This is a genomic window from Dyadobacter sp. CECT 9275 (genome assembly GCF_907164905.1).
GTDB classification, from domain to species: Bacteria; Bacteroidota; Bacteroidia; order Cytophagales; family Spirosomataceae; genus Dyadobacter; species Dyadobacter helix.
The window spans coordinates 1-19834 of sequence record NZ_CAJRAF010000001.1; the positions used below are offsets into that span (position 1 = coordinate 1).

Here is a 19834-nt window from a genome sequence, read left to right on the forward strand (position 1 = left end):
CCACTTTCCAGGCTTTCTTTCAACTCTTTGGAAGAATACGCAGGTGCGACAATATTTTTCACCTCCGAAAATTCTTTGATATTTTTCACGTAGCTGTTTATCAAGCAAACGCCTATCTGTAACCACGATTACCGAATCGAATAATGGGTTTTCGACTCCTTTGCTGCCCGGAACCTGATCGTTTTCAGGGTAGGTTTCAATGAGCTGATAAGCAGCCCAGGTAATAGAATTGGACTTTCCGGAACCAGCAGAATGTTGTATCAAGTAACTTTTTCCAACACCAAACCGACTGGCATCGGCAATCAGTTTGCGCACCACATCCATTTGATGATAACGTGGAAAATACAAACGCTTTTTGGCTAACGGATCGGTGTCCTTGCCATCGAACCGGACAAAGTGTTGCATGATGTTAGCCACACTTTGCCGTGTAAGCACTTCATTCCAAAGGTAAGCGGTTTTGTGTCCGAGAGGATTGGGTGGATTGCCTTTGCCGTAATCATCTCCCAGGTTGAATGGCAAAAAGAAAGTGTTTTTGCCGTCCAGCTTTGTCGTCATGTACGCCTCGTCGGTATCCACGGCAAAATGCACCATACATCGGCCAAAGTTCAGTAGCGGTTGTGTAACGTCCCGCTCATTTTTATATTGATTTTGCCCGTGAAACTTCGCGTTTTGTCCTGTCCAGTGGTTTTTAAGCTCCATGGTCGCGAATGGTATACCGTTCAAAAACAGCACCATATCAATTTCCTCGCCGGGTTTGGTGAGGGAATAACGTACCTGCCGCGTTACACTAAACTGATTGCTCTCGAACTTCTGTTTGATCGCCTCACTACTACTGGCCAATGGCAGCACATACAGAAATGTAAAGTGCGCATCTTCCACATCCAAACCTTTACGCAGAATACTGATGATTCCTTTCTTTTTCAGCATCCGGTCAAGCCGTTCCAGTATTTTCAGTTTCCAGTCACTTTGCTTTTGCAACTTGGTCAGCTCGTCTTTTGAGTTGTTTCCAAAAAATCCCACAGCCTCACCTCGTCTACCGCATAACGTGCATTGAAATCACCTGGCAATCCCAAATAATACCCCTGACCGCTTCTGTATAGCGGCCTTCGTTCTTGGAGTGTTGGAAGTGATGAAATGGGTTTCAGATATTCTTCCAGGGTTGTTCCTGTTAACTTTTTTTCAATGGCAGATTCGAGGGCGGCTTCGTTGGTTTGGCTGGGCATCAGGAGGTTTTAGAAATTACTAAAATTAGGTTATATTTGAAGGTATGAAATTATTTGAAAAATATTCCAAGCTGCGCCAGAAGGCATATGTTACATCCATGGTCACCGATATGGTTAGCGGTAGCATGGCGTTGGAAAATCAGGAAGTTCCCCAGCCACAGATACAGGCTATCGTCATTGCGCTGCTACGTGAAGCAGAATTAAAAGGCCGTGAGTTCATTAAGAATTAGGTTTGTAAGTCCATGAGCATCGCCTCCGTCCGCTTTTCGTAAGGCCTGAATATACTCTTTTCTAGCTTCCCCTTCTCTGTGATACAATTGTACCGGTTCAAATCCTTTTAGCATCGCCGCCGCATTTAGAAGTAAGCGGGCGGTGCGTCCGTTTCCATTATTGAAAGGATGAATCCATACAAAGCGGTGATGTAAATAGGCTAACAACTCCGCGACTTCAACCTTTTCCTGTACAAATTTCAATCTATAATTTACATCATCTGCATACTGGTACATCAAGTTCGGCACTTGTGATGGATGAGGTGGAGTTAACTTCCCAACCTGAACTTCTATCGTCCTCCATTTTCCTGCCCAATCATACAATTCACCAAAAGCAGTCCTATGAATGTTCAGAATCAGACTTATATCAAACTCAGCTTCCTCGTCCAGTTCCTGAATCATGATTTCAGATTTCGCAATACCACTAGCCTCATATAAGTTCAAAAGATCTTTTTCTGCAATATTAGCAGATTCTCGTCAATTGAAGGTGTATAATTCGTCCCGTCAGTCATGTTGTTTTGGAGTTTGATCCATTTATTTTTGATTGCTATGATTACCAGCAATTAATCAGATGTAGAACTGTCAATCTTTCCAAAACGTTAAATGCTCGCCCGGCTGGCAACAATAAAGCCTCTCATCAAATCAACCGAGTCAGTAAGTTGTTGAAAGGTATATCTTATGTTGTTTGCATTCTCAGGGTGGTGAATCTGATGTCTTATGTACTCTGTCAATATTACAGGAGTCGGACCGACCGTACCGTTTCTAAATATCTTATTGTACGTAACGGTTTGTTTTCCCAATCTATATGCGCCAAGGAGCTCCTCAGCTTCAATATATCCATAAAGCTCATTGTGGTATTCTTCCGTCAAGTCTCTAAATGCTATATAATTAATTTCATTTAATGACGGATACGGTAATTGATGAGGTATAATACTTTCAATGCATTTGCTTCCAACTGCATCAATTGAAACCAATCTCAGATGGTCAAAATTGAGCCCTTTGACAATTGTACAACTATGGGTCGTAAGTAACACCTGCGTGTTTGCAGCACTAGCCAACTGCTTAAAAGCTCTGATTAGCATTTTTTGATGGTCCGTATGCTGTGACGTCTCAGGCTCTTCAATAGCATAAATGATTGATCTCGAATTGCCTTGCTGCTGCCTTCGCTCTGCCTCTGCTCGGAAGAAGTTCAATAACACAAGCCGCTTGATTCCACTCCCTCTTTTATTGATTGGAATATTCTCATCACCGGTTATCGAAACTGATTTAAACACGTCAGCCCATTTCAGAGCGTTGGCGGGAGGAATTATCGGCTTTAACGACGAGGCGACTTCCGGATTCATTTCCCGTAACTTTTCCAAAGTGCTATTGGAAACATCTATCAGGCGTTGCTCAACACGCTCAGCGACATCTGCCAATAAAGCAGTAATCGTGGCATCTGCCATGATCTGCTTCACAGCCTCTTTGAGTGGATCCTGTACTTCACTGTCGCTATCGCTATTCTTTCTGTCGGACTGGAATAGTGTATAGAGCGGTAAATACGTTTGCAGCTTTTCCCAAATATCCTTTGTATCTCCTTTGGTTACGTCAAGCTCAATCTCTCCAAGTTGCAAGTCTTCGGCAAAGTGATTCCAAATAGCCGATCGCATCTCCGCGTTTACAGATTGATTCGAGCATTCTATGCTATTGTCTTTGACTATTTTCTTTAACTCTGCGTTCTTCTTAACCAACAAATCTGCACAATTAGAGTTATTGGGATGATTTGCATTGACGAATACTTTGGCAGCGCCCGCATTTGGATACCTCTTGATCACCTCCAAACACCCATCAGAATTAAGCAAATATTCGCCTTCGAGCGTAGTTTCGTAAGAACTGTCAATCACCACCGAAGCTGGCAAATCATCAAAGAGCACGGCAATTGATATATTAGTATCCCGGCAGCTAGTGCAGTCTTGTTTACATCGTCTTTGTCGAGTTTTACAACCCCTTTACCATCATTGAAGAAAATATCCAAAGCTTCCAGCACGGTAGACTTTCCGATATCGTTTTGCCAACAATTACAGTCAAGTCATCGAAGTCAATGGAGGTTTCGTTGTAATAACCCCGGAAGTTTTTAAGACGTAGAGATTTAATGCGCATTTTAAAGGTAGTTTTATGGAGGATTTGTAATTGTTATTGAATTCTAGGCGATCTTTATTTTCCCCGTCACCGCACTATTAATCAAAGTCGATCTGTACTCCTTTAATTTTTCAATCTCTTTTTTTCAGGGAAATGGCGGTGGCAATTTTGCTGGTGACATCCTTCAAGTATTCAAAGATTGCTTCTCTCTCTTCCTTCGGAGCAATGATAACAGGAAAATTTCCAAGTTTCGTGCTATTAGTAGAAGCTAGATTGGTTGTTTTTTGCTGTATTGGTAAAATATTTTCTACCATAATCTGATTCCATTAATATAGAGGCAAATTGGGGCGAGATTACAGAAGTATCTACCCGAACCGCAAAACATGATTTTGGTGTAAGCAATTTTCAATTTCTCCATTCCAAACTGTACCTCTTCCAAGCTTATCTAAATCTCCACCTTCCGTCACCAGAATGTCTCCTTTTCTAACTAAATATTTATCCGCTTCTCTTTTAGGCATACTAATCTCAGCCATTTGATCAAGATTAAAATAACCTGATTGTACATTTGCAACCCTCAAATATGGGTAGGTTATAACATTCTTAGATACGTAACTTTTACCCAATGTTATTCCACTTTGAACAACTGAAAAATATTTCAATTTCTTCACTTCCCAATTCTCCGGAATCTCCCCAATCCATTCTACTCCCGAGTCCCTCATCTTCACATCCGGATCTAACCCCCGCGTAACAGCATTGTGAATCAGTATTTGCCTGCGATCTTTGAGTAATTCTATTTGTTTTTCTTTGATGGAAATGGCTGGTCAATTTGGGCCGTTTTACGATCGAGGAAATTGGCGATGGTGGTTTGTTCGGCGAGGGATGGAATTGCCACAATGATGGCTTTCATTTCATCATATCGTGTAGTCCAAAGGTCAGCAACGATCCCATGTCCCATTCGATAAAACTCTTCGATGAAAGAATAACTTTTTAGATAGTAATGACAAAACTTTGAATTTAGATTCTTTGGCTCCATCACAATATTATCAAAGAAACTGAGCCATCCAGATTTGAAACACCGCTTGATCCCTTTCTATCTGACCGACTATTAATAACAAAGTCTCCTGACTTAACGAGCTTTCTGTTGTCTCCATCATTACTTTTGCCGCGCTGTCAAGTTGCGGCAAAATTCCATTTTTAGTTACTGAAAGAGGTGCAAAGTCTTTGTCAGAAACTTTTGTGCGCCTTTCTTCAAATCTTGTCCCCAATCGAGTTAGCTCCCAATTCTTTGGAACTTCTCCTAACCATTTTACGCCGAATCCCTGTACTCACTATATTTCTCAAACATCAAATATGATCATTTAAAACGTCCACACCTTCACCCATAGCTAAAATCTCCCGAATCAACCCATCACTTTCCGCTTCCAAAGCCAATATATCAGCAGCCACCTCTTCAATACTTCTCAAAGGCTTGTGGCGGTAGAAATACTTATTGAAACTGATCTCGTAACCAATTTTGGTAGCATCCAATGATATCCAGGCTTCTTCCACGTGGGGTTTTACTTCGCGTAGAAAGTACTCGTATATATTCTCTTTAAGCGTTACATTCTCCGTATCCCGCAAATCGCTTTCCGTTTCGTATTGCAGGTATTCGCCTTTTTTATTGGTTGGAAAATATCCATGGTCGGATAGTTGCTCTTCTGTACAGTTTAGGTAATCCAACAGCTTTTCCAGTTTTTCACCCGGCAGTTTGGTAATTCCTTTCACTACTTTTTCGGCCCCGGCATCATACCAGCTCACTGCATTCAGGATTGCGTTCTTTTCAGAAGAAGACAGTTTGGCACCTTGCTTTTTAAGAGCGGCATCTACTTTTTCCTTGAAAATATTGAAGTCGCTAAATTCTGCTGTACCCATTGCCGCCAGCAAATCCGTCGCATTGTTCAACAGATCCAACTGCTTTTGCCAGGTATCTTTGCTGGTGAGGGCTTTGGCTTGTTTGGCGTTCAGGCTCAGGTCGTTTTTTTCACAGTAATCCAAAATCGCCTTTTCGTGTGCTGCGAGATTGGTGTACACTTCTTCTCCAAATTCTGTATATGCCCAGGTCATGGGTTCGCGTAAGGACTTGTCGAAACGGAGGTCAGCAATGCGTTCTTCGGTAAACTGTGCTTTCAGGCGTTTTGGCCGATCGATGGTCACTTTGTAATAACCAAAATCGGCATTTTCAAAAACCTGTGAAGCAATACCATCATCGCCTTGGCGTTCGATTGCTTCCAAGCTGGTGTACACCTGCACAATCTCTTTGATGTGCTCAGGAGCAAATTCACAGTTTTTGTTACCCAGGTTTTTGCGAAGCTTGCGGTAAAGCTGTCCGGCGTCAATAAGCTGCACTTTTCCCTGGCGGTGCGGTGCTTTGTTATTGCTTAAAATCCAGATGTAAGTCGTAATGCCGGTATTGTAAAACAAGTTATTGGGCAACTGCACAATCGCTTCCAGCCAATCATTTTCAATAATATAACGGCGGATATTGCTCTCCCCGCCACCAGCATCACCCGTAAACAAGCTCGAACCATTGTGTACAGACGCAATGCGCGAGCCAGTTACGCTTTTCTCTTTCGATTTCATTTTAGAAACCATTTCCATCAGGAAAAGCAGCTGGCCGTCCGACGAACGCGGCGTAGCATCCGCATCATCCTCCACGCCCCAGTAATCTTTCAGTTTGATCTGGAAACGCGGATCAATAATATCTTTTCCATCCTTGATATACTTCTGTTCACTCGCCCAGGATTTCCCATAAGGCGGGTTGGACAGCATAAAATCAAAACTCGTTCCGGCAAATTCATCCGTAGAAAGCGTAGAGCCCACCCGGATATTCTCCGGATTGTTGCCCTTGATCATCATATCCGACTTACAGATTGCATACGTTTCGTCGTTGATTTCCTTGCCATACAGATACACATCACCTTTTGCGCGGATCTCGCCCTCTTCATCTTTGATAAAATTCTGAGATTCCGTGAGCATACCACCACTTCCACAAGCAGGATCGTAGATCGTCATCACTGGCGGCAGCTTATCTTTGATCGGATCAAAAATAATATGCGTCATCAGGTCAATCACTTCACGCGGCGTAAAGTGCTCCCCGGCTTCCTCATTATTATCCTCGTTGAATTTCCGGATCAGCTCTTCAAAAACATAACCCATTCCTAAATTGGAAAGCGGCTGTAGCTTGCGACCATCCGGGTCCACCTTTTCAAAAGGCGTCAGGTTGATGTAAGAAGAAGTAAATTTTTCCAGTACGTTCAGCAGCACGTCCTTACTGGCCATGTGCCGCACCTGACTTTTCAGCTTAAACTTGTCAATGATCTCCTTCACATTGGCACTGAAACCATTGAGATATTCTTCAAAATTACCTTGTAAAATTTGCTGGCTGTTGGTGGCAGTGCTGTGCAGTCGCTGCAAAGTCCATGGACTCGTATTGTAAAATACATAACCCGAAGCCTGCATCAGTCCGTTTTCATCCCATTCGGTGAAACCTGCTTCGTCTTTTTGAAACGCCAATTCCTCCATCACAGCTTCTTTAGTAGGTTCCAGTAACGCATCTAACCGCCTCAATACTACCATTGGAAGAATTACATCCCGATATTTCCCACGCACATATACATCACGCAGACAATCGTCTGCAATGGACCAGATAAAAGAAACAAGCTTATTGTGTACTGTATTATTCATGTAATTTGATAAAATCGTAAAGGGTTGTTTGCTCCTGCTCTGTAAAAATAGTCTGTTTTAAGGGTGTCCTAAAACAAAATTTTGATTTTGACTAGAAATGAGACAAATTAAGCTCTCGATTCAGCCCGGGGTACTCTGCTGAAAGCAATATAGATAAGGCATCTAGATCTTTTGAAGTAATTTAATGACCCTGGCCTTTAAAAATAAATAATTTTACAAAATCAAGCTTCTTGATTATAACCGTAAGGAGACTCAATATAACTAGTAAGTAAGTTCACAACTAAACAACCACTGGATGAATTTAAATATTTACTCTGACAAATTCGAACCGATAAATGTGTACATCAAAGACATTCTGGAACTAGATAAATATGATCCAGTTATGTCAGTTGTAAGGTCAAATTTTCAACTTAACATAGCCCAGTATTTAGCATCTTTAAACGCAGAAAGTAGGAAAGATCCCGCAGAGGAAATCAGAAAATCTTCCACTATTCTTGGTAGTAATATAGAAAATGCTATCGAAGTACAAAAGGAAATATATTTAGACATCGGCAGAAAGTACGCATGTACTATATTTATGTTTGATTTAGTTAAAAAGCCCATCGAGGTAATAGACATACAATTATTTTACGAAATCCTTTTTTCCGAATATCACTTTCGACAGTCTGATGCTTTTCTTATCGATCAAAGCGGGCTTACACATCGATTCCCAAGATATCAAGATATCCAGTCCAACCTAGATAAGTTGATTGAGGAATTTAAAACCTTACAAGAAGATAGTGAGCTTCATCCTTTAGTTATAATAACATACTTTCATTACCGACTATTGGCCATCCATCCATTTCCTGACGGAAATGGTCGTATTTCAAGACTGATATTGAATGTCATGCTGGAAAATTCGGTGAAACTGACCACCCCAATTCGGTTTAAACTGACCACCTGTTCCGGGCGAAATTGACCACCCCATTTCGGATCAAACTGACCACCTGATTCCGGAGTAAACTGACCACCTGAGAGATTAGAAAATGCTGTAGAATCAACCATATTTTTGGCACGAACCAATCGTGTAAAAGGTATGGCCAATTCGACAATCAGCATGAGCAAAATAAGACAGATTTTACGGATGTACAGCCAGGGCCGCAGCAAGCTCTGGATAGCGGAACAGACAGGTGTTTCCCGCAATACCGCTAAGAAGTACATGACCACTTTTGATGCGAGCGGACTTACCTTTGAACAGATCAACAGCCTGAATGATAAAGAGCTGGATGACTTTTTCGGAACGGTTAAACAGCAGCCACCGCAAGACAGATTGTTGAATCTGCAACGTTGTTTTCCGCAAATAGACAAAGAATTAAAACGGACAGGTGTTACCCGTCATATGCTTTGGGAAGCCTATAAAAAGGAATTTCCGGAAGGATTTGCTTATACCCAGTTTTGCTTTCATCTGACCAAATGGAAGGCCCGCGTTAACCCTGTGATGCATCAGGACCATAAGGCCGGCGATAAGCTGTACATCGATTTTGCAGGTGTTAAATTAAGTATTGTAGATAAAGAGACTGGTGAATTAACTGAGGTTGAAGTGTTTGTGGCTATCCTGGGAGCGAGTCAACTCACTTACGTGGAAGCAGTCAGTAGCCAGCAAAAAGAAGATCTGATCGCAGCTTGCGAGAATGCACTTCATTATATCGGTGGTGTGCCGGCAGCAATTGTTCCGGATAACCTTAAAGCTGCTGTTATAAAAAGCAATAAATACGAACCTACGCTGAACGAGGCCTTTGCCGATTTTGCTGATCATTATGGGACTACGATATTACCTGCACGCGCTTACCGGCCAAGAGATAAGGCGTTGGTGGAAGGTGCTGTCAAAATCGTTTACAGCCGTATTTATGCGCCTTTAAGAAAGCAGGTTTACAACTCACTGACAGAGTTAAACGCAGCTATATTGATTGCTCTCGAGGCTCATAATAACCAACTGCTTCGGGGCCGTAATTACAGTCGCAGACTCCAGTTTGAAGAAATTGAGCGCAGTGCTCTGGCCCCGCTTCCGATCCTGCATTATGAGTTCAAAAAACAGCTACATGCCACTGTAATGAAGAACGGACATGTCTGCCTGAGCGTTGACAAGCACTATTATAGTGTCCCATACCGGTTTATCGGCAAGAAAGTCAAGTTGTTGTATTCCAATTCTGTGGTTGAAGCATATTATCATTACGAACGTATCGCCCTTCATAAAAGGCTTAAAAGTCCCTATAATTATTCTACCGATAAAGAACATCTGGCCAGTACACACCGCTTCGTAACAGACTGGACACCAGATCGATTCTTGGAGTGGGCTTCCTCGATCCATGAAGATGTCAGGTTGTATATTCTTAAAATCCTGGATCGCAAACAGCATCCCGAACAGGCCTACCGCTCCTGTATTGGTATCCTCTCTTTTGCGAAGAAAGCTGGTGAACAACGCCTGATCAGCGCGTGCCAAAGGGCTTTAAGCTATGGTATCTACAACTATAAAACAATCCAGACTATACTGGAAAAAAATATGGATCAATATGAAGACAGCCTGTTTGCAGACGAATTACCCATGCCCAAACACGATAATATCAGAGGCGAAGACTATTATCAATAATCCTTTAAACAATTAATAAAAATGAACACAAACACTTTGGAAAAGTTACGCAAGCTAAAATTTTACGGCATGTTCCATGCCTTTAAAAGTAGCCTGGAAAGTGGAAAGACTAATGATTACACGGCGGATGAGCTTTTAGCTCATCTAGTTGACGCTGAATGGGATGACAGAAATAACCGTCGGGTCGAACGCCAGATCTTGTACGCACGGTTCCGCTATAAGGCCATGGTCGAAAATATCCACTATCATGCTGATAGAAGTATTGACCGTAATCAGATCATGCGCCTAGCAGAATGCTCCTTTATTGGCCGAAATGAAAACCTACTGATCACAGGCAGTACCGGAATCGGTAAAAGCTATGTAGCATCTGCGATTGGTCATCAGGCATGTATACTTGGCTACCGCGTAATGTATGCCAGTACTCCCAAATTGTTTGCCAAACTCAAAATGGCCAAGGCGGATGGATCCTATATCAAAGAAATTACAAAAATAGAACGGCAACAACTTCTTATCCTGGACGACTTTGGTATCCAGCCGTTCGATGCCCAGAGCCGGGCAGCACTGATGGAAATCATAGAAGACAGGCACGGAAAAACATCCCTGATAATTACTTCTCAGTTGCCTGTTAGCAAATGGCATGAAGTAATAGGAGAAAAAACCATTGCTGATGCCATTTTAGATCGTATAGTACATGATGCACACCGGGTTGAATTAAAGGGGGAATCAATGAGAAGAAAACGAAAAACGGAGCTCGAAACCAGCTACGAATAATTATAACTTTTATTTACTAATTTTGAATCGCTTCTACTAGCATTTTCTACTACCGGCCGCCAGTTAATTAGGTGGTCAATTTGCCACGGAATCAGGTGGTCAACTTCTCCGAAATACCCACAAAGAACGGTGACCAAGCCTTTTTGACACTGTCTCAACAGGAATTTTGTTACTAAGTGTAACTGCCGTCGCAAAGGTGTTACGGGCGATATAAAAGTGAGCATTTTTTAAATCCCACACAGGATGGCAATCTCTTTCAGATAAGCATTCCATCTTCTGGATGCTTAAAACCGGCAGCATAACATCCCTGTTACTGCACAAAGGGTCATTTTCGTATTATTTCATTATTTCCAAGGCCATTTGAAGTAGCGAAATCCTGGTGGCTGCATCATTTTTCTGTCTGGTCGTATCGATCCAGATATCTCCATCCATTCCAGTAACAATATCTGTCCGTTTCAACTGCTTAACATCGACGTATGCAAGGCGGGTATAACAGCAGAAAAAAGATATTACGGATGTTACTTAGACAATCCAGTTCAAATTCCTTTTCTGTCAGGTGTTTTGAGCTCTTGCCGAGACAACGGATTTTTTACAGCTTCCTTTTTAGTCAGTTTGAATACCTGAAACGGTCATTATCAAGCCATTTGTTACTAACGCATATGTATTCAATTCTTTTGAGGTTAGACATATACTTGATGGCTGAATTTGAGGGGGGCGGGAAATTCTCAGCCCCTTTTTCATTTACGTCGTTTATGAGTTTGGGTCTTTAGTGTTTATATTATGTAATCAATCGGTATCTATATCTGAAGTATCGAACTTAATAAAATTGAAATTAGGCCTAATAATTCCTATTTAGCACACTAATAATCAACTTCTTAACCGTATCCATTTCCTCAGGTTTACTTGCAGCTGCAAAAAGAGTCAGACTTGCAAGCGCTTCATTGCTTATGACCAGGGCTCCGGATTTTGTTTTCAATATATCGTTATTTTCTAAAAAAAGTAAAAAACAAGCAGCAGCGATTCGCTTATTCCCGTCAACGAATGAATGGTTCTTAATGATCAGATAGAGTAATGTAGCTGCTTTTTCTTCAATTGAAGGATAGAAGTCGATATCTCCAAACCCTTTACTGATTTGTGCAACGGAACTCTGAAAGCTATCATCCTTTTCTTTACCAAAAATATCAGAGTCGAAATCCCTTCTCATACTCTCAATTATATTTCTGTAATCCGATAAATCCGGAAACTCTGCCTGCCGTGTTGTGATGCCCTTCGAATCCAATTTTTCATGATCGTAATCGTCTAGTAATTCAAGGCCTTTAGCGAATTGGTCTAGCAATGTTAGATCTGCATCGTCCATTTTTGTTTCAATTGCCCGGCTTAGTATACGGATTCCATCTTTTAAGGTCTGAACCTCTTGCTGCTTTTGGCTCAACCGTTTCTCATTAATTGCATAACCCTGGACCAGATAATCTCTTAAACGCTGTGTAGCCCACTGCCGGAATTGAGTTCCTTGCTGTGATTTAACCCGGTAGCCAACTGAGATTATTACGTCAAGATTATAATGATCCACCCGGTAAACCTTACCGTCTGCGGCAGTTGTCGCAATATTTGCGACTACTGCCGACTTCTCTAATTCTCCTTCAAAAAATACATTGTTTACATGCTTACCTATTGTTTTAACGTCACGGCCAAAAAGCTCAGCCAATTGATTCCTATTGAGCCATACAGTGTCTTCTCCAAATTTTACTTCTATTTGAGTTTGTCCGTCCTGGCTTTGATATATTTCTATTTGATTTTTCATTTTCTGGATTTAGAATTCAAGTTTACAATAAATTTATAATTCTTCTGGAGCCAGTAGCAGCCGAGGCTGATTGGTCAACACGTTGCGCTCAGAAGTCTTTATATTTCAGAGAAAGTCTTCGATTCTTTCTCTGCCACCTCCCACGATAAAAAACGGCTCATGAAAGCCATTAAGGTATGAACAAGATATTTGTAATTATAACACTACCAATGTATCGCAGGCATATTAGCGCCGCCTGCGATACATTGGTCTTAGGTGTTTCTCAACCGCTCCTTCAGCGCTTTCATATCCTCACTGATCTTCACATCCAGAATTTTGGCATAAACCATCGTCTGCTTCAAAGATCGGTGTCCAAGCATTTTTGACACTGTCTCAATTGGAACTTTGTTACTAAGTGTAACTGTCGTCGCAAAAGTGTGACGTGCGATGTGAAAAGTGAGCGTTTTTGAAATTCCGCATAAAGTCGCAATTTCTTTGAGGTAGGCATTCATCTTCTGGTTGCTTAAAACCGGAAGCACAACTCCCCGGTTACTACACAACGGATCATCTTCGTATTTCTTCATTATTTCCAAAGCTGTCGGAAGCAGTGGAATTCTGGTGGCTGAATCCGTTTTCTGTCTGGTTGTATCAATCCAAAGATCCCCATCCATTCCTGTAACGATATCGCTACGCTTTAACTGCTTTACATCAACATAAGCAAGGCCGGTATAACAGCAGAAAAGAAAGATGTCACGAACATTGTTGAGGCGATCCATTTCCAATTCCTTTTCCGTCAGGCGTTGGAGCTCTGCTCGCGACAACGGATTTTTTACAACTTCCTTTTTAGTCAGTTTGAATCCCTGGAAAGGGTCTTTTTTCAGCCATTTATTATTAACACAGATGAGCACAATCTTTTTCAGATTCGACATATACTTAATGGCCGAGTTGTGATTACAACCGCGTGCGCTGCGAAGCCAGAAAGAGAACTCGGAGATGAATTCAAAATCAAGGTCGCTGATCCGTCGGTCATCCATTTTGTATTTCCACTGGATAAATGAGCGCGTATGCTCGAGCGCAGTTTTGTATCTGCTTAGTGTAAGCGGAGCAAATTCTTTTCCAACAAGTGCTGCCATCTGCTCATTGTGGTACTGGAAAACTTCCAGAATGGTTCTTGTTTCAGTACTCTTTCCCAAAAGAACATTTTTGAGTGCTTCCGCGGTGACTTTTATGTCATCTTCGATAAGCATCTTTTTAGCCTGATGAACCTTCGCTGCCAACATGTCCAGATAGGCATTAAGCGTTCTGGTGTCTTCCTTGTTGCCGGTCGCTCTTCCAGCTATCGAATTCCAATGTCTGGTACTCCATAGCTTTTTTGTAGATAGCTCTGCAACTTTTCCCTGGACTGTAATCCTCAGATAAACATATCTGACATTTCCCTTTTGATTTTTAGCGGGCTTTAAATAAAAAAGCAGGCCGAAACTCTTTTCCAACATAACACAAGCGTTTAAGATGAATAAATATCGAGCCGCCGCGCTTGTAAAACAAGATGTTTATCTCTTGAACATCCTGCAAATCAATGATTTAACCCCACTTCAGTGAGTCTTTTTTCAAAAATGAGCGAACTACACGAATTACTCACTGAAACATTGAGAATTTTTGCATATTTTGGGATATCCCGGAAAGCAAAAATGCCCGTAAATCATTGATTTACAGGCATTTTGTTGATTTTAAAAACTTCTAAATGGGAGGGAGACGGGTCTCGAACCCGCGACCTCTAGAACCACAATCTAGCGCTCTAACCAACTGAGCTACAACCTCCGTTTTCGAAACGCGAAACGTTTCGGAGTACAAAAGTAGGAAAAGGTTTGAAGCTTGCAAGACTATTTTGCAGTTTTTTTACAGACTTCAAACCTTTTGTCAATTATTTATTGGCAACGTAAAGAGCGTCAGCCGCTTTCCAGTCTACCACGTTCCAGTATGCATCGATGTAATCCGGACGTTTGTTCTGATATTTCAGGTAATAGGCATGTTCCCACACATCCAGTCCGATCACGGGCGTACCTTTTACCTCAGCGATGTCCATCAGAGGATTGTCCTGGTTGGGGGTAGAAGTAATGGCGATCTCGCCGTCCTTCACGATCAGCCATGCCCAGCCTGAGCCGAAACGGCCGATGGATGCTTTTTTGAACTCGTCTTTGAAAGCCTGGAATGAGCCGAATTTCGCGGTGATGGCTTTGCCTAGTTCGCCGGTAGGTTCGCCGCCGCCGCTTGCCGACAGGGATTTCCAGAAAAATGTATGGTTCCAGTGCCCGCCGCCGTTATTGCGTACCGGAGTAGGCGCTTTGCTGATGTTGGCAATGATTTCCTCTATGGTTTTACCTTCCAGGTCCGTACCGGCAACGGCAGCGTTCAAATTGGTAACGTATGCCTGGTGGTGACGGTCGTGATGTATCTCCATTGTTAATGCGTCGAAATGGGGCTCCAAAGCATTATTTGCGTAAGGTAAGGGATCGAGTGTAAATGCCATTTTGAATCAGGTTTTATGGTTATTAAAAATTGTACAGTAAATGACTAACAGCAGAAAAGAGGTTTATGTTCTTAACCGTTTAAAAAATTTGAGCAGCAGTTCCCGGCTTTCTTCTCCGAGTACCCCCTTTACCAGCCTCGTCCTGGGATGTAAAATTCCCGTGCCAAGCCTGGAAAATCCTCGTTTTTCGTCTTCGGCTCCCATCACCACCCGTTCCATTTGCGTCCAGTACAGGGCTCCGGCGCACATTACACAAGGTTCGAGGGTTACATACAGGGTGCAGTCGGTGAGGTATTTGGAGCCCAGATAGTCCGATGCCGCCGTAATGGCGATCATCTCGGCATGGGCGGTAACATCGTGCAGCTTTTCCGTTTGGTTATATCCCTTTCCCAGTATTCTTTCACCGGATACCACCACCGCCCCCACAGGAATCTCCCCCTCCTCGTAAGCTTGCCTGGCCAGGCGATATGCCTCGCCCATAAAATATTGATCCAGTAGGTCCGCCTGTATATCCATACATGAAAAGCATTTATAAAAAAGCAAAAATGGGATATGATTGCCGTGCAATGTATATCCCATTTTTTTGATTATTCCAAAAAACAAAAGCTATGGTTTCACCACACGCTGAACGCCGGAGAGGTTTCCGTTTTGTACCCTGATCAGGTATAACCCGGATGGATAGGTTCTGAAATCCATATCTGAAATTTTATCCCTTGTCTGCTGATGTTTCAATACCCTTCCGTTCAGGTCAATGATTTCAAGGCTGGCTCCTTTTACGGAAACGGGCTCGGTGATTTCAACAACACACTTTTCCCCGACCATCGTGGGATATACCTTCATCCATGCCGTTACGGGCGGCTCTATGCCCAGGATCGGGTCCACCTGGATACGCGCACTGCCTGTACCTTTTCCTGTTCCACAGGTATTGGTTACCGAACTGACGGTATAAATGGTCGTTTTGGAGGGGGTGATCTTAAAGTTGTAAGGAGAAGTAGCCGCGCTGATCAACGAGTCACTGACACCGTTGTTGAGGGTAAAAGTCCAGGGGGCTTCACCAAAAATTTCTACATTCAAATTAGCACTTTCTCCGATCAATATGGTCTTGGATCCTGTGATTACCGCTGTTGGTATCGGATTGGCTTTGATACCGATCTGGCTCACACTTCCTTTTACCGTAAAAGCGGGGTTGGTACCTTCGCTCACTACCCTCACCAGATAGGAGCCGCCTTTGGTGGTATCCGGGAAGGTGGCGGTGATGGTATTGCCGGTCACTACGGAAGGTATCGAATAAAACTTGGTATCGTCATTGGTGGTGGATATCTGCGCTACAAATTTATTGTCCTTCGGAAATTCACCGGATTGTGCAAAAAGCAGCGAGAATGTTTTACCCGCACAGGCTTCGGCAACAGACGGGTTTCCGGTGGTGATCGTTGGGATTTTTACGGTCACCACGGCACGCCCGATCGGGAAACCTTTGCCACATGCGTTGGAAACTTCGGTCACCACATAGGTGGTCGTAACCGGCGGTGCAACGGAGATGATGGTGGAGGCAGTTTCAGAAGTTGCCGTTTTTCCGCTGGAAAGAACATAGGTCCACGGGCCATCACTGGTAAAATCAATTTTCAGGTTAGCGGTCTGTCCCAGGTCAATGGTGGCGTCGCCGGAAATGGTAGCAGAAGGAAGCGCCTTGATATGGATTTTTATTTCCTGTTTAGGGCTTTCACATCCGTTGGTACCCGTTTGTGTCACATAGAAAGAATAATCCTGTACTTTCTCTGTAAAAGGTGTGAACGGCACGCCCTGCCATTCGGTGCCGTCTGCGGTGCGGTACCATTTCAAAATCGTACCGGTTGCGTCCAGTATCGGTGCCACTTCTCCCTGGCAATAGGCCAGCGCAGGGGTAGTAGTGGGCTTTGGTGTGGTGTTGATTTTTACTTCAATTTTTGCCCTGTCACCGGTGCAGCCTTCCAGCGTTTGCGCCACAAAATAAGCGGTGGTACCTCCTGTTGCCGTGGAAGGCGTTGGAGCTGTGCCGGAAGAAGTGCCACCGGTTTCGTTGGTCCCAAACCAGTTCAGAGAAGCATTGGTAACCGGCGTGGCTGTCAATGGAGCCGCAGCTGCAAACTGGCAGTATTCGATAAGGGCTTGGGTGATAGTTGGCAGGCTTGGCAATGGTTTCACCCGAACTTTCTGCGGAATACGGGTAGTGCTTTCACAGCCCTTGTTTGTCACCTGGGTTGCGTAATAGGTGGTTTCTCCGAAATTTTTCAAATTGATGGAAGGGATAGATGTGCTTGCTGTTCCGCCGGTAGGATCAGTATACCAGTTGAGAGTGTTGCCACTTTCCGCCTTAGTGGGAAAGGTATAGCTTTTGTCTGCCCGCTCTTGGCAGAATGCCTCCGACAATGAGTTGACAGCAGAAGGAGTTGCATTCACGATTATATCTACTTTAGCGCGTGAGCTTTCGCAGGACAAAACTCCGTAAGTATTGGACTGGGTTACATAGTATGATGTGGTACCAGGTATTGTAGCTGTAGGTGTGGGGGCGGCACTCAATGCCGTTCCTCCGCTACCAACAGTATACCATTTGTATACATCGCCCGAGGGAGAAAGAGATGTGGGAGTTTGACCCACACAATAATTTATCGGTGTCTCTACAGTTGGAGCAACCGGTGTATCTTTGATCACTACATCCATCTTCGCACGCGGTCCCTCGCAGAGCCCAGAAGTAGTTTGGCTGACGTAATAACTCGTAGTTTCTACCACTGTTGTTGATGGAACAGGGGCAGACCCAAGTGCAGAACCACCGCTAGCTACTGTATACCATTTCAGAGAAGTACCCGTCGCAGTCAATGCGGTCGCCGTTGAATTCTGACAAAGGTTGAGCGCAGTGACTATCGGGGCCTCAGAAAGATTTTTGATAACCACTTTTATTTCCGCTCGCGTACTTTCACAACCGTTCAATGTTTGCGTTACGTAATAGCTTTTTGTACCCCCTATATTGGTGGCCGGTGTCGGGGCGGCCCCCAAAGCAGTGCCTCCCGACGCCTCTGCATACCATTTCAGCGCTGTTCCAGATGCCGTAAGGGCAGTGGCAGTAGCGTTCAGACAGTATTCTAAATTGATCACGACGGGAGCATCCGTTTTGTTGACAGTAACCTTAATTTCCGCCCTAGCACTTTCGCAAACACCGACAGTCTGTGTTACATAATAACTTTTGTCCCCTGCAGTAGCACTCGAAGGAGTCGGAGCAGCCCCCAAAGCTGAGCCTCCCGATGCATTGGCATACCATTTCAAGTTAGTTCCTGTTGCGGTGAGGGCTATGGTAGAAGCACCTAGGCAATAAGAAATGTCACTTACGCCCGGTGCGGGCGGCGGCGTACATGCATTGATCGTAACCACAATCTCGGCACGAGTACTTTCACAGCTAGCCACAGTCTGTGAAACATAATATTTTTGCGTTCCTGCAGCCGTTGTAGTTGGTGTAGGTGCACCGCTCAGGAGATTACCGGCAGTAGCAGCATCATACCATTTTAAAGTAGATCCCATTACACCGGTAGCAGTAAGTGCGGCTGGTGTATCGCCAACAGTATATGATACGGGAGCTACTGTGGGTGGGGCAGGTGGCGTACATGCATTGATGGTAACCACAATCTCGGCACGAGTACTTTCACAGCCAGCCACAGTCTGCGAAACGTAATATTTTTGCGTTCCTGCAGCCGTTGTAGTTGGTGTAGGTGCACCGCTCAGGAGATTACCGCCAGTAGCAGCATCATACCATTTTAAAGTAGAACCCATTACACCGGTAGCAGTAAGTGCGGCTGGTGTATCGCCAACAGTATATGATACGGGAGCTACTGTGGGTGGGGCAGGTGGCGTACATGCATTGATGGTAACCACAATCTCGGCACGAGTACTTTCACAGCCAGCCACAGTCTGCGAAACGTAATATTTTTGCGTTCCTGCAGCCGTTGTAGTCGGTGTAGGGGCACCGCTCAGGAGATTACCGTCAGTAGCAGCATCATACCATTTTAAGGTAGAGCCCATTGCACCAGTAGCAGTAAGTACGGCTGGTGAATCGCCAACTGTATACGAGACAGGGGATACTGTTGGCGCCGCAGGAGGCGTACAATTCACCGTAACCACAATTTCGGCACGTGCGCTTTCACAGGTACCAACTGTTTGCGTTACCCAGTAACTGGTAGTGCTGGCAGTAGCGGTAGATATGGTCGGTGGCGTTCCGGACCCCGATCCGCCATTTTCAGCGGTGTACCACATCAGATCTGTACCAGTTACCGACAGTGTCAAAGATACGGGTGTATCGCCGACGGTATAAGTTTTATTCACCACCGCTGGTGCGGCTGGTTTTGCATTGATCGTAAAAGCAGCACTTTCGGTGCCGGTAGTGACTGGCAGGGAAGCAATGACCCTCACCTTATAGGTAGCTCCCGTGGCCGCGCCTGACGGTATATTCACGGAGATGGGGGAAGTGCCCGTACTTGTTGCGAGCGGCGTTGTAAAAGACCCGGTGGCATCCGAAAGCTGTGCGGTGAATACATTACCGCCATCAAAAGTACCCGTTGTTGTAAAAGCAACTGAAACAGAACTTCCGGCACAATAACTCGCCGGAGACACAGCCGAAGTAGTGATTGTCTGGGCGAATGAGGCGGCTGCACCTAATATAGCAGCCAGGCATGTAAATATTCTTTTTGAGATAAACGTGTTTTTCATGTACCTGAATTAATAATATCTTTCCACTTACCAGTTTGCCGGTAAAGTTAGATATAATTTTCAAAT

The 19834-nt window shown here is 43.9% G+C and carries 16 protein-coding genes, 1 tRNA gene and 1 pseudogene; 4 read left to right on the plus strand and 14 right to left on the minus strand.

Annotation, left to right across the window (positions count from 1 at the left end):
* A partial coding sequence (locus KOE27_RS00005) for a type I restriction endonuclease (RefSeq protein WP_229252557.1) occupies positions 1–978 on the minus strand: 978 nt, incomplete at its 3' end.
* A 5-nt stretch (positions 979–983) separates the two neighbouring features.
* Positions 984–1223, minus strand: a complete 240-nt coding sequence (locus KOE27_RS29560) for a hypothetical protein (protein WP_229252558.1) — start codon at positions 1221–1223, stop codon at positions 984–986.
* Positions 1224–1267: 44 nt separating this feature from the next.
* Here KOE27_RS29560 and KOE27_RS00010 point away from each other — a divergent pair, with 44 nt between their 5' ends.
* Complete coding sequence (locus tag KOE27_RS00010) at positions 1268–1453, plus strand: hypothetical protein (protein ID WP_137340549.1); 186 nt, start codon at positions 1268–1270, stop codon at positions 1451–1453.
* On the opposite strand, the gene KOE27_RS00015 is transcribed toward KOE27_RS00010, so the two are convergent.
* The 6 genes and pseudogenes from KOE27_RS00015 to KOE27_RS00035 form a co-directional block, all read right to left on the minus strand.
* The gene (locus tag KOE27_RS00015) at positions 1424–1894 is read right to left on the minus strand and encodes a Fic family protein (RefSeq protein WP_215236840.1); all 471 of its coding nucleotides are present in this window, start codon (positions 1892–1894) and stop codon (positions 1424–1426) included. The two genes, KOE27_RS00010 and KOE27_RS00015, sit on opposite strands and share 30 nt — an antisense overlap.
* 197 nt (positions 1895–2091) lie before the next feature.
* Positions 2092–3417 carry an ATP-binding protein gene (locus KOE27_RS00020; protein WP_406566842.1) on the minus strand — a complete coding sequence of 442 codons (1326 nt, stop codon included), beginning with the start codon at positions 3415–3417 and terminating at the stop codon, positions 2092–2094.
* Positions 3372–3631 (minus strand): annotated as a pseudogene (locus KOE27_RS29990) (AAA family ATPase). The gene KOE27_RS00020 and the pseudogene KOE27_RS29990 overlap by 46 nt, the downstream one beginning before the upstream one ends.
* Positions 3632–3741: 110 nt before the next feature.
* A complete protein-coding gene (locus tag KOE27_RS00025) occupies positions 3742–3924 on the minus strand; it encodes a restriction endonuclease subunit S domain-containing protein (RefSeq protein ID WP_215236842.1) in 183 nt (60 codons plus the stop codon).
* A gap of 51 nt (positions 3925–3975) precedes the next feature.
* Positions 3976–4329, minus strand: coding sequence for a restriction endonuclease subunit S domain-containing protein (locus KOE27_RS00030; protein WP_215236843.1), 354 nt, complete (start codon positions 4327–4329; stop codon positions 3976–3978).
* 625 nt (positions 4330–4954) lie between these two features.
* On the minus strand, positions 4955–7333 hold the full coding sequence (locus KOE27_RS00035) for a type I restriction-modification system subunit M (RefSeq protein ID WP_215236844.1): 2379 nt from the start codon (positions 7331–7333) through the stop codon (positions 4955–4957).
* A 295-nt stretch (positions 7334–7628) separates the two neighbouring features.
* Between KOE27_RS00035 and KOE27_RS00040 the strand changes: the two genes are divergently transcribed.
* The 3 genes from KOE27_RS00040 (at position 7629) to istB (ending at position 10730) form a co-directional block, all read left to right on the plus strand.
* Positions 7629–8291, plus strand: coding sequence for a Fic family protein (locus tag KOE27_RS00040; protein ID WP_215236845.1), 663 nt, complete (start codon positions 7629–7631; stop codon positions 8289–8291).
* A gap of 117 nt (positions 8292–8408) precedes the next feature.
* The gene (gene istA / locus KOE27_RS00045; protein WP_215236846.1) at positions 8409–9959 is read left to right on the plus strand and encodes an IS21 family transposase; all 1551 of its coding nucleotides are present in this window, start codon (positions 8409–8411) and stop codon (positions 9957–9959) included.
* Between the two features lie 21 nt (positions 9960–9980).
* Positions 9981–10730 (plus strand): IS21-like element helper ATPase IstB, encoded by a 750-nt coding sequence (gene istB / locus KOE27_RS00050; protein WP_215236847.1) that lies wholly within the window; start codon positions 9981–9983, stop codon positions 10728–10730.
* 838 nt (positions 10731–11568) lie between these two features.
* On the opposite strand, the gene rhuM is transcribed toward istB, so the two are convergent.
* The 6 genes from rhuM to KOE27_RS00080 all read right to left on the minus strand — a co-directional run bounded on the left by rhuM (position 11569) and on the right by KOE27_RS00080 (position 19768).
* On the minus strand, positions 11569–12531 hold the full coding sequence (gene rhuM / locus KOE27_RS00055; protein ID WP_215236848.1) for a virulence protein RhuM/Fic/DOC family protein: 963 nt from the start codon (positions 12529–12531) through the stop codon (positions 11569–11571).
* A gap of 251 nt (positions 12532–12782) precedes the next feature.
* The gene (locus KOE27_RS00060; RefSeq protein ID WP_215236849.1) at positions 12783–14003 is read right to left on the minus strand and encodes a site-specific integrase; all 1221 of its coding nucleotides are present in this window, start codon (positions 14001–14003) and stop codon (positions 12783–12785) included.
* 250 nt (positions 14004–14253) lie between these two features.
* A tRNA-His gene (locus KOE27_RS00065) sits at positions 14254–14329 on the minus strand.
* Positions 14330–14431: 102 nt separating this feature from the next.
* Positions 14432–15037, minus strand: a complete 606-nt coding sequence (locus KOE27_RS00070) for a superoxide dismutase (RefSeq protein ID WP_215236850.1) — start codon at positions 15035–15037, stop codon at positions 14432–14434.
* Positions 15038–15100: 63 nt separating this feature from the next.
* Positions 15101–15553: a nucleoside deaminase gene (locus KOE27_RS00075; RefSeq protein WP_215236851.1), complete on the minus strand. Its 453-nt coding sequence runs from the start codon at positions 15551–15553 to the stop codon at positions 15101–15103.
* Positions 15554–15643: 90 nt separating this feature from the next.
* Positions 15644–19768 (minus strand): Ig-like domain-containing protein, encoded by a 4125-nt coding sequence (locus KOE27_RS00080; protein WP_215236852.1) that lies wholly within the window; start codon positions 19766–19768, stop codon positions 15644–15646.
* Positions 19769–19834: the final 66 nt, after the last annotated feature.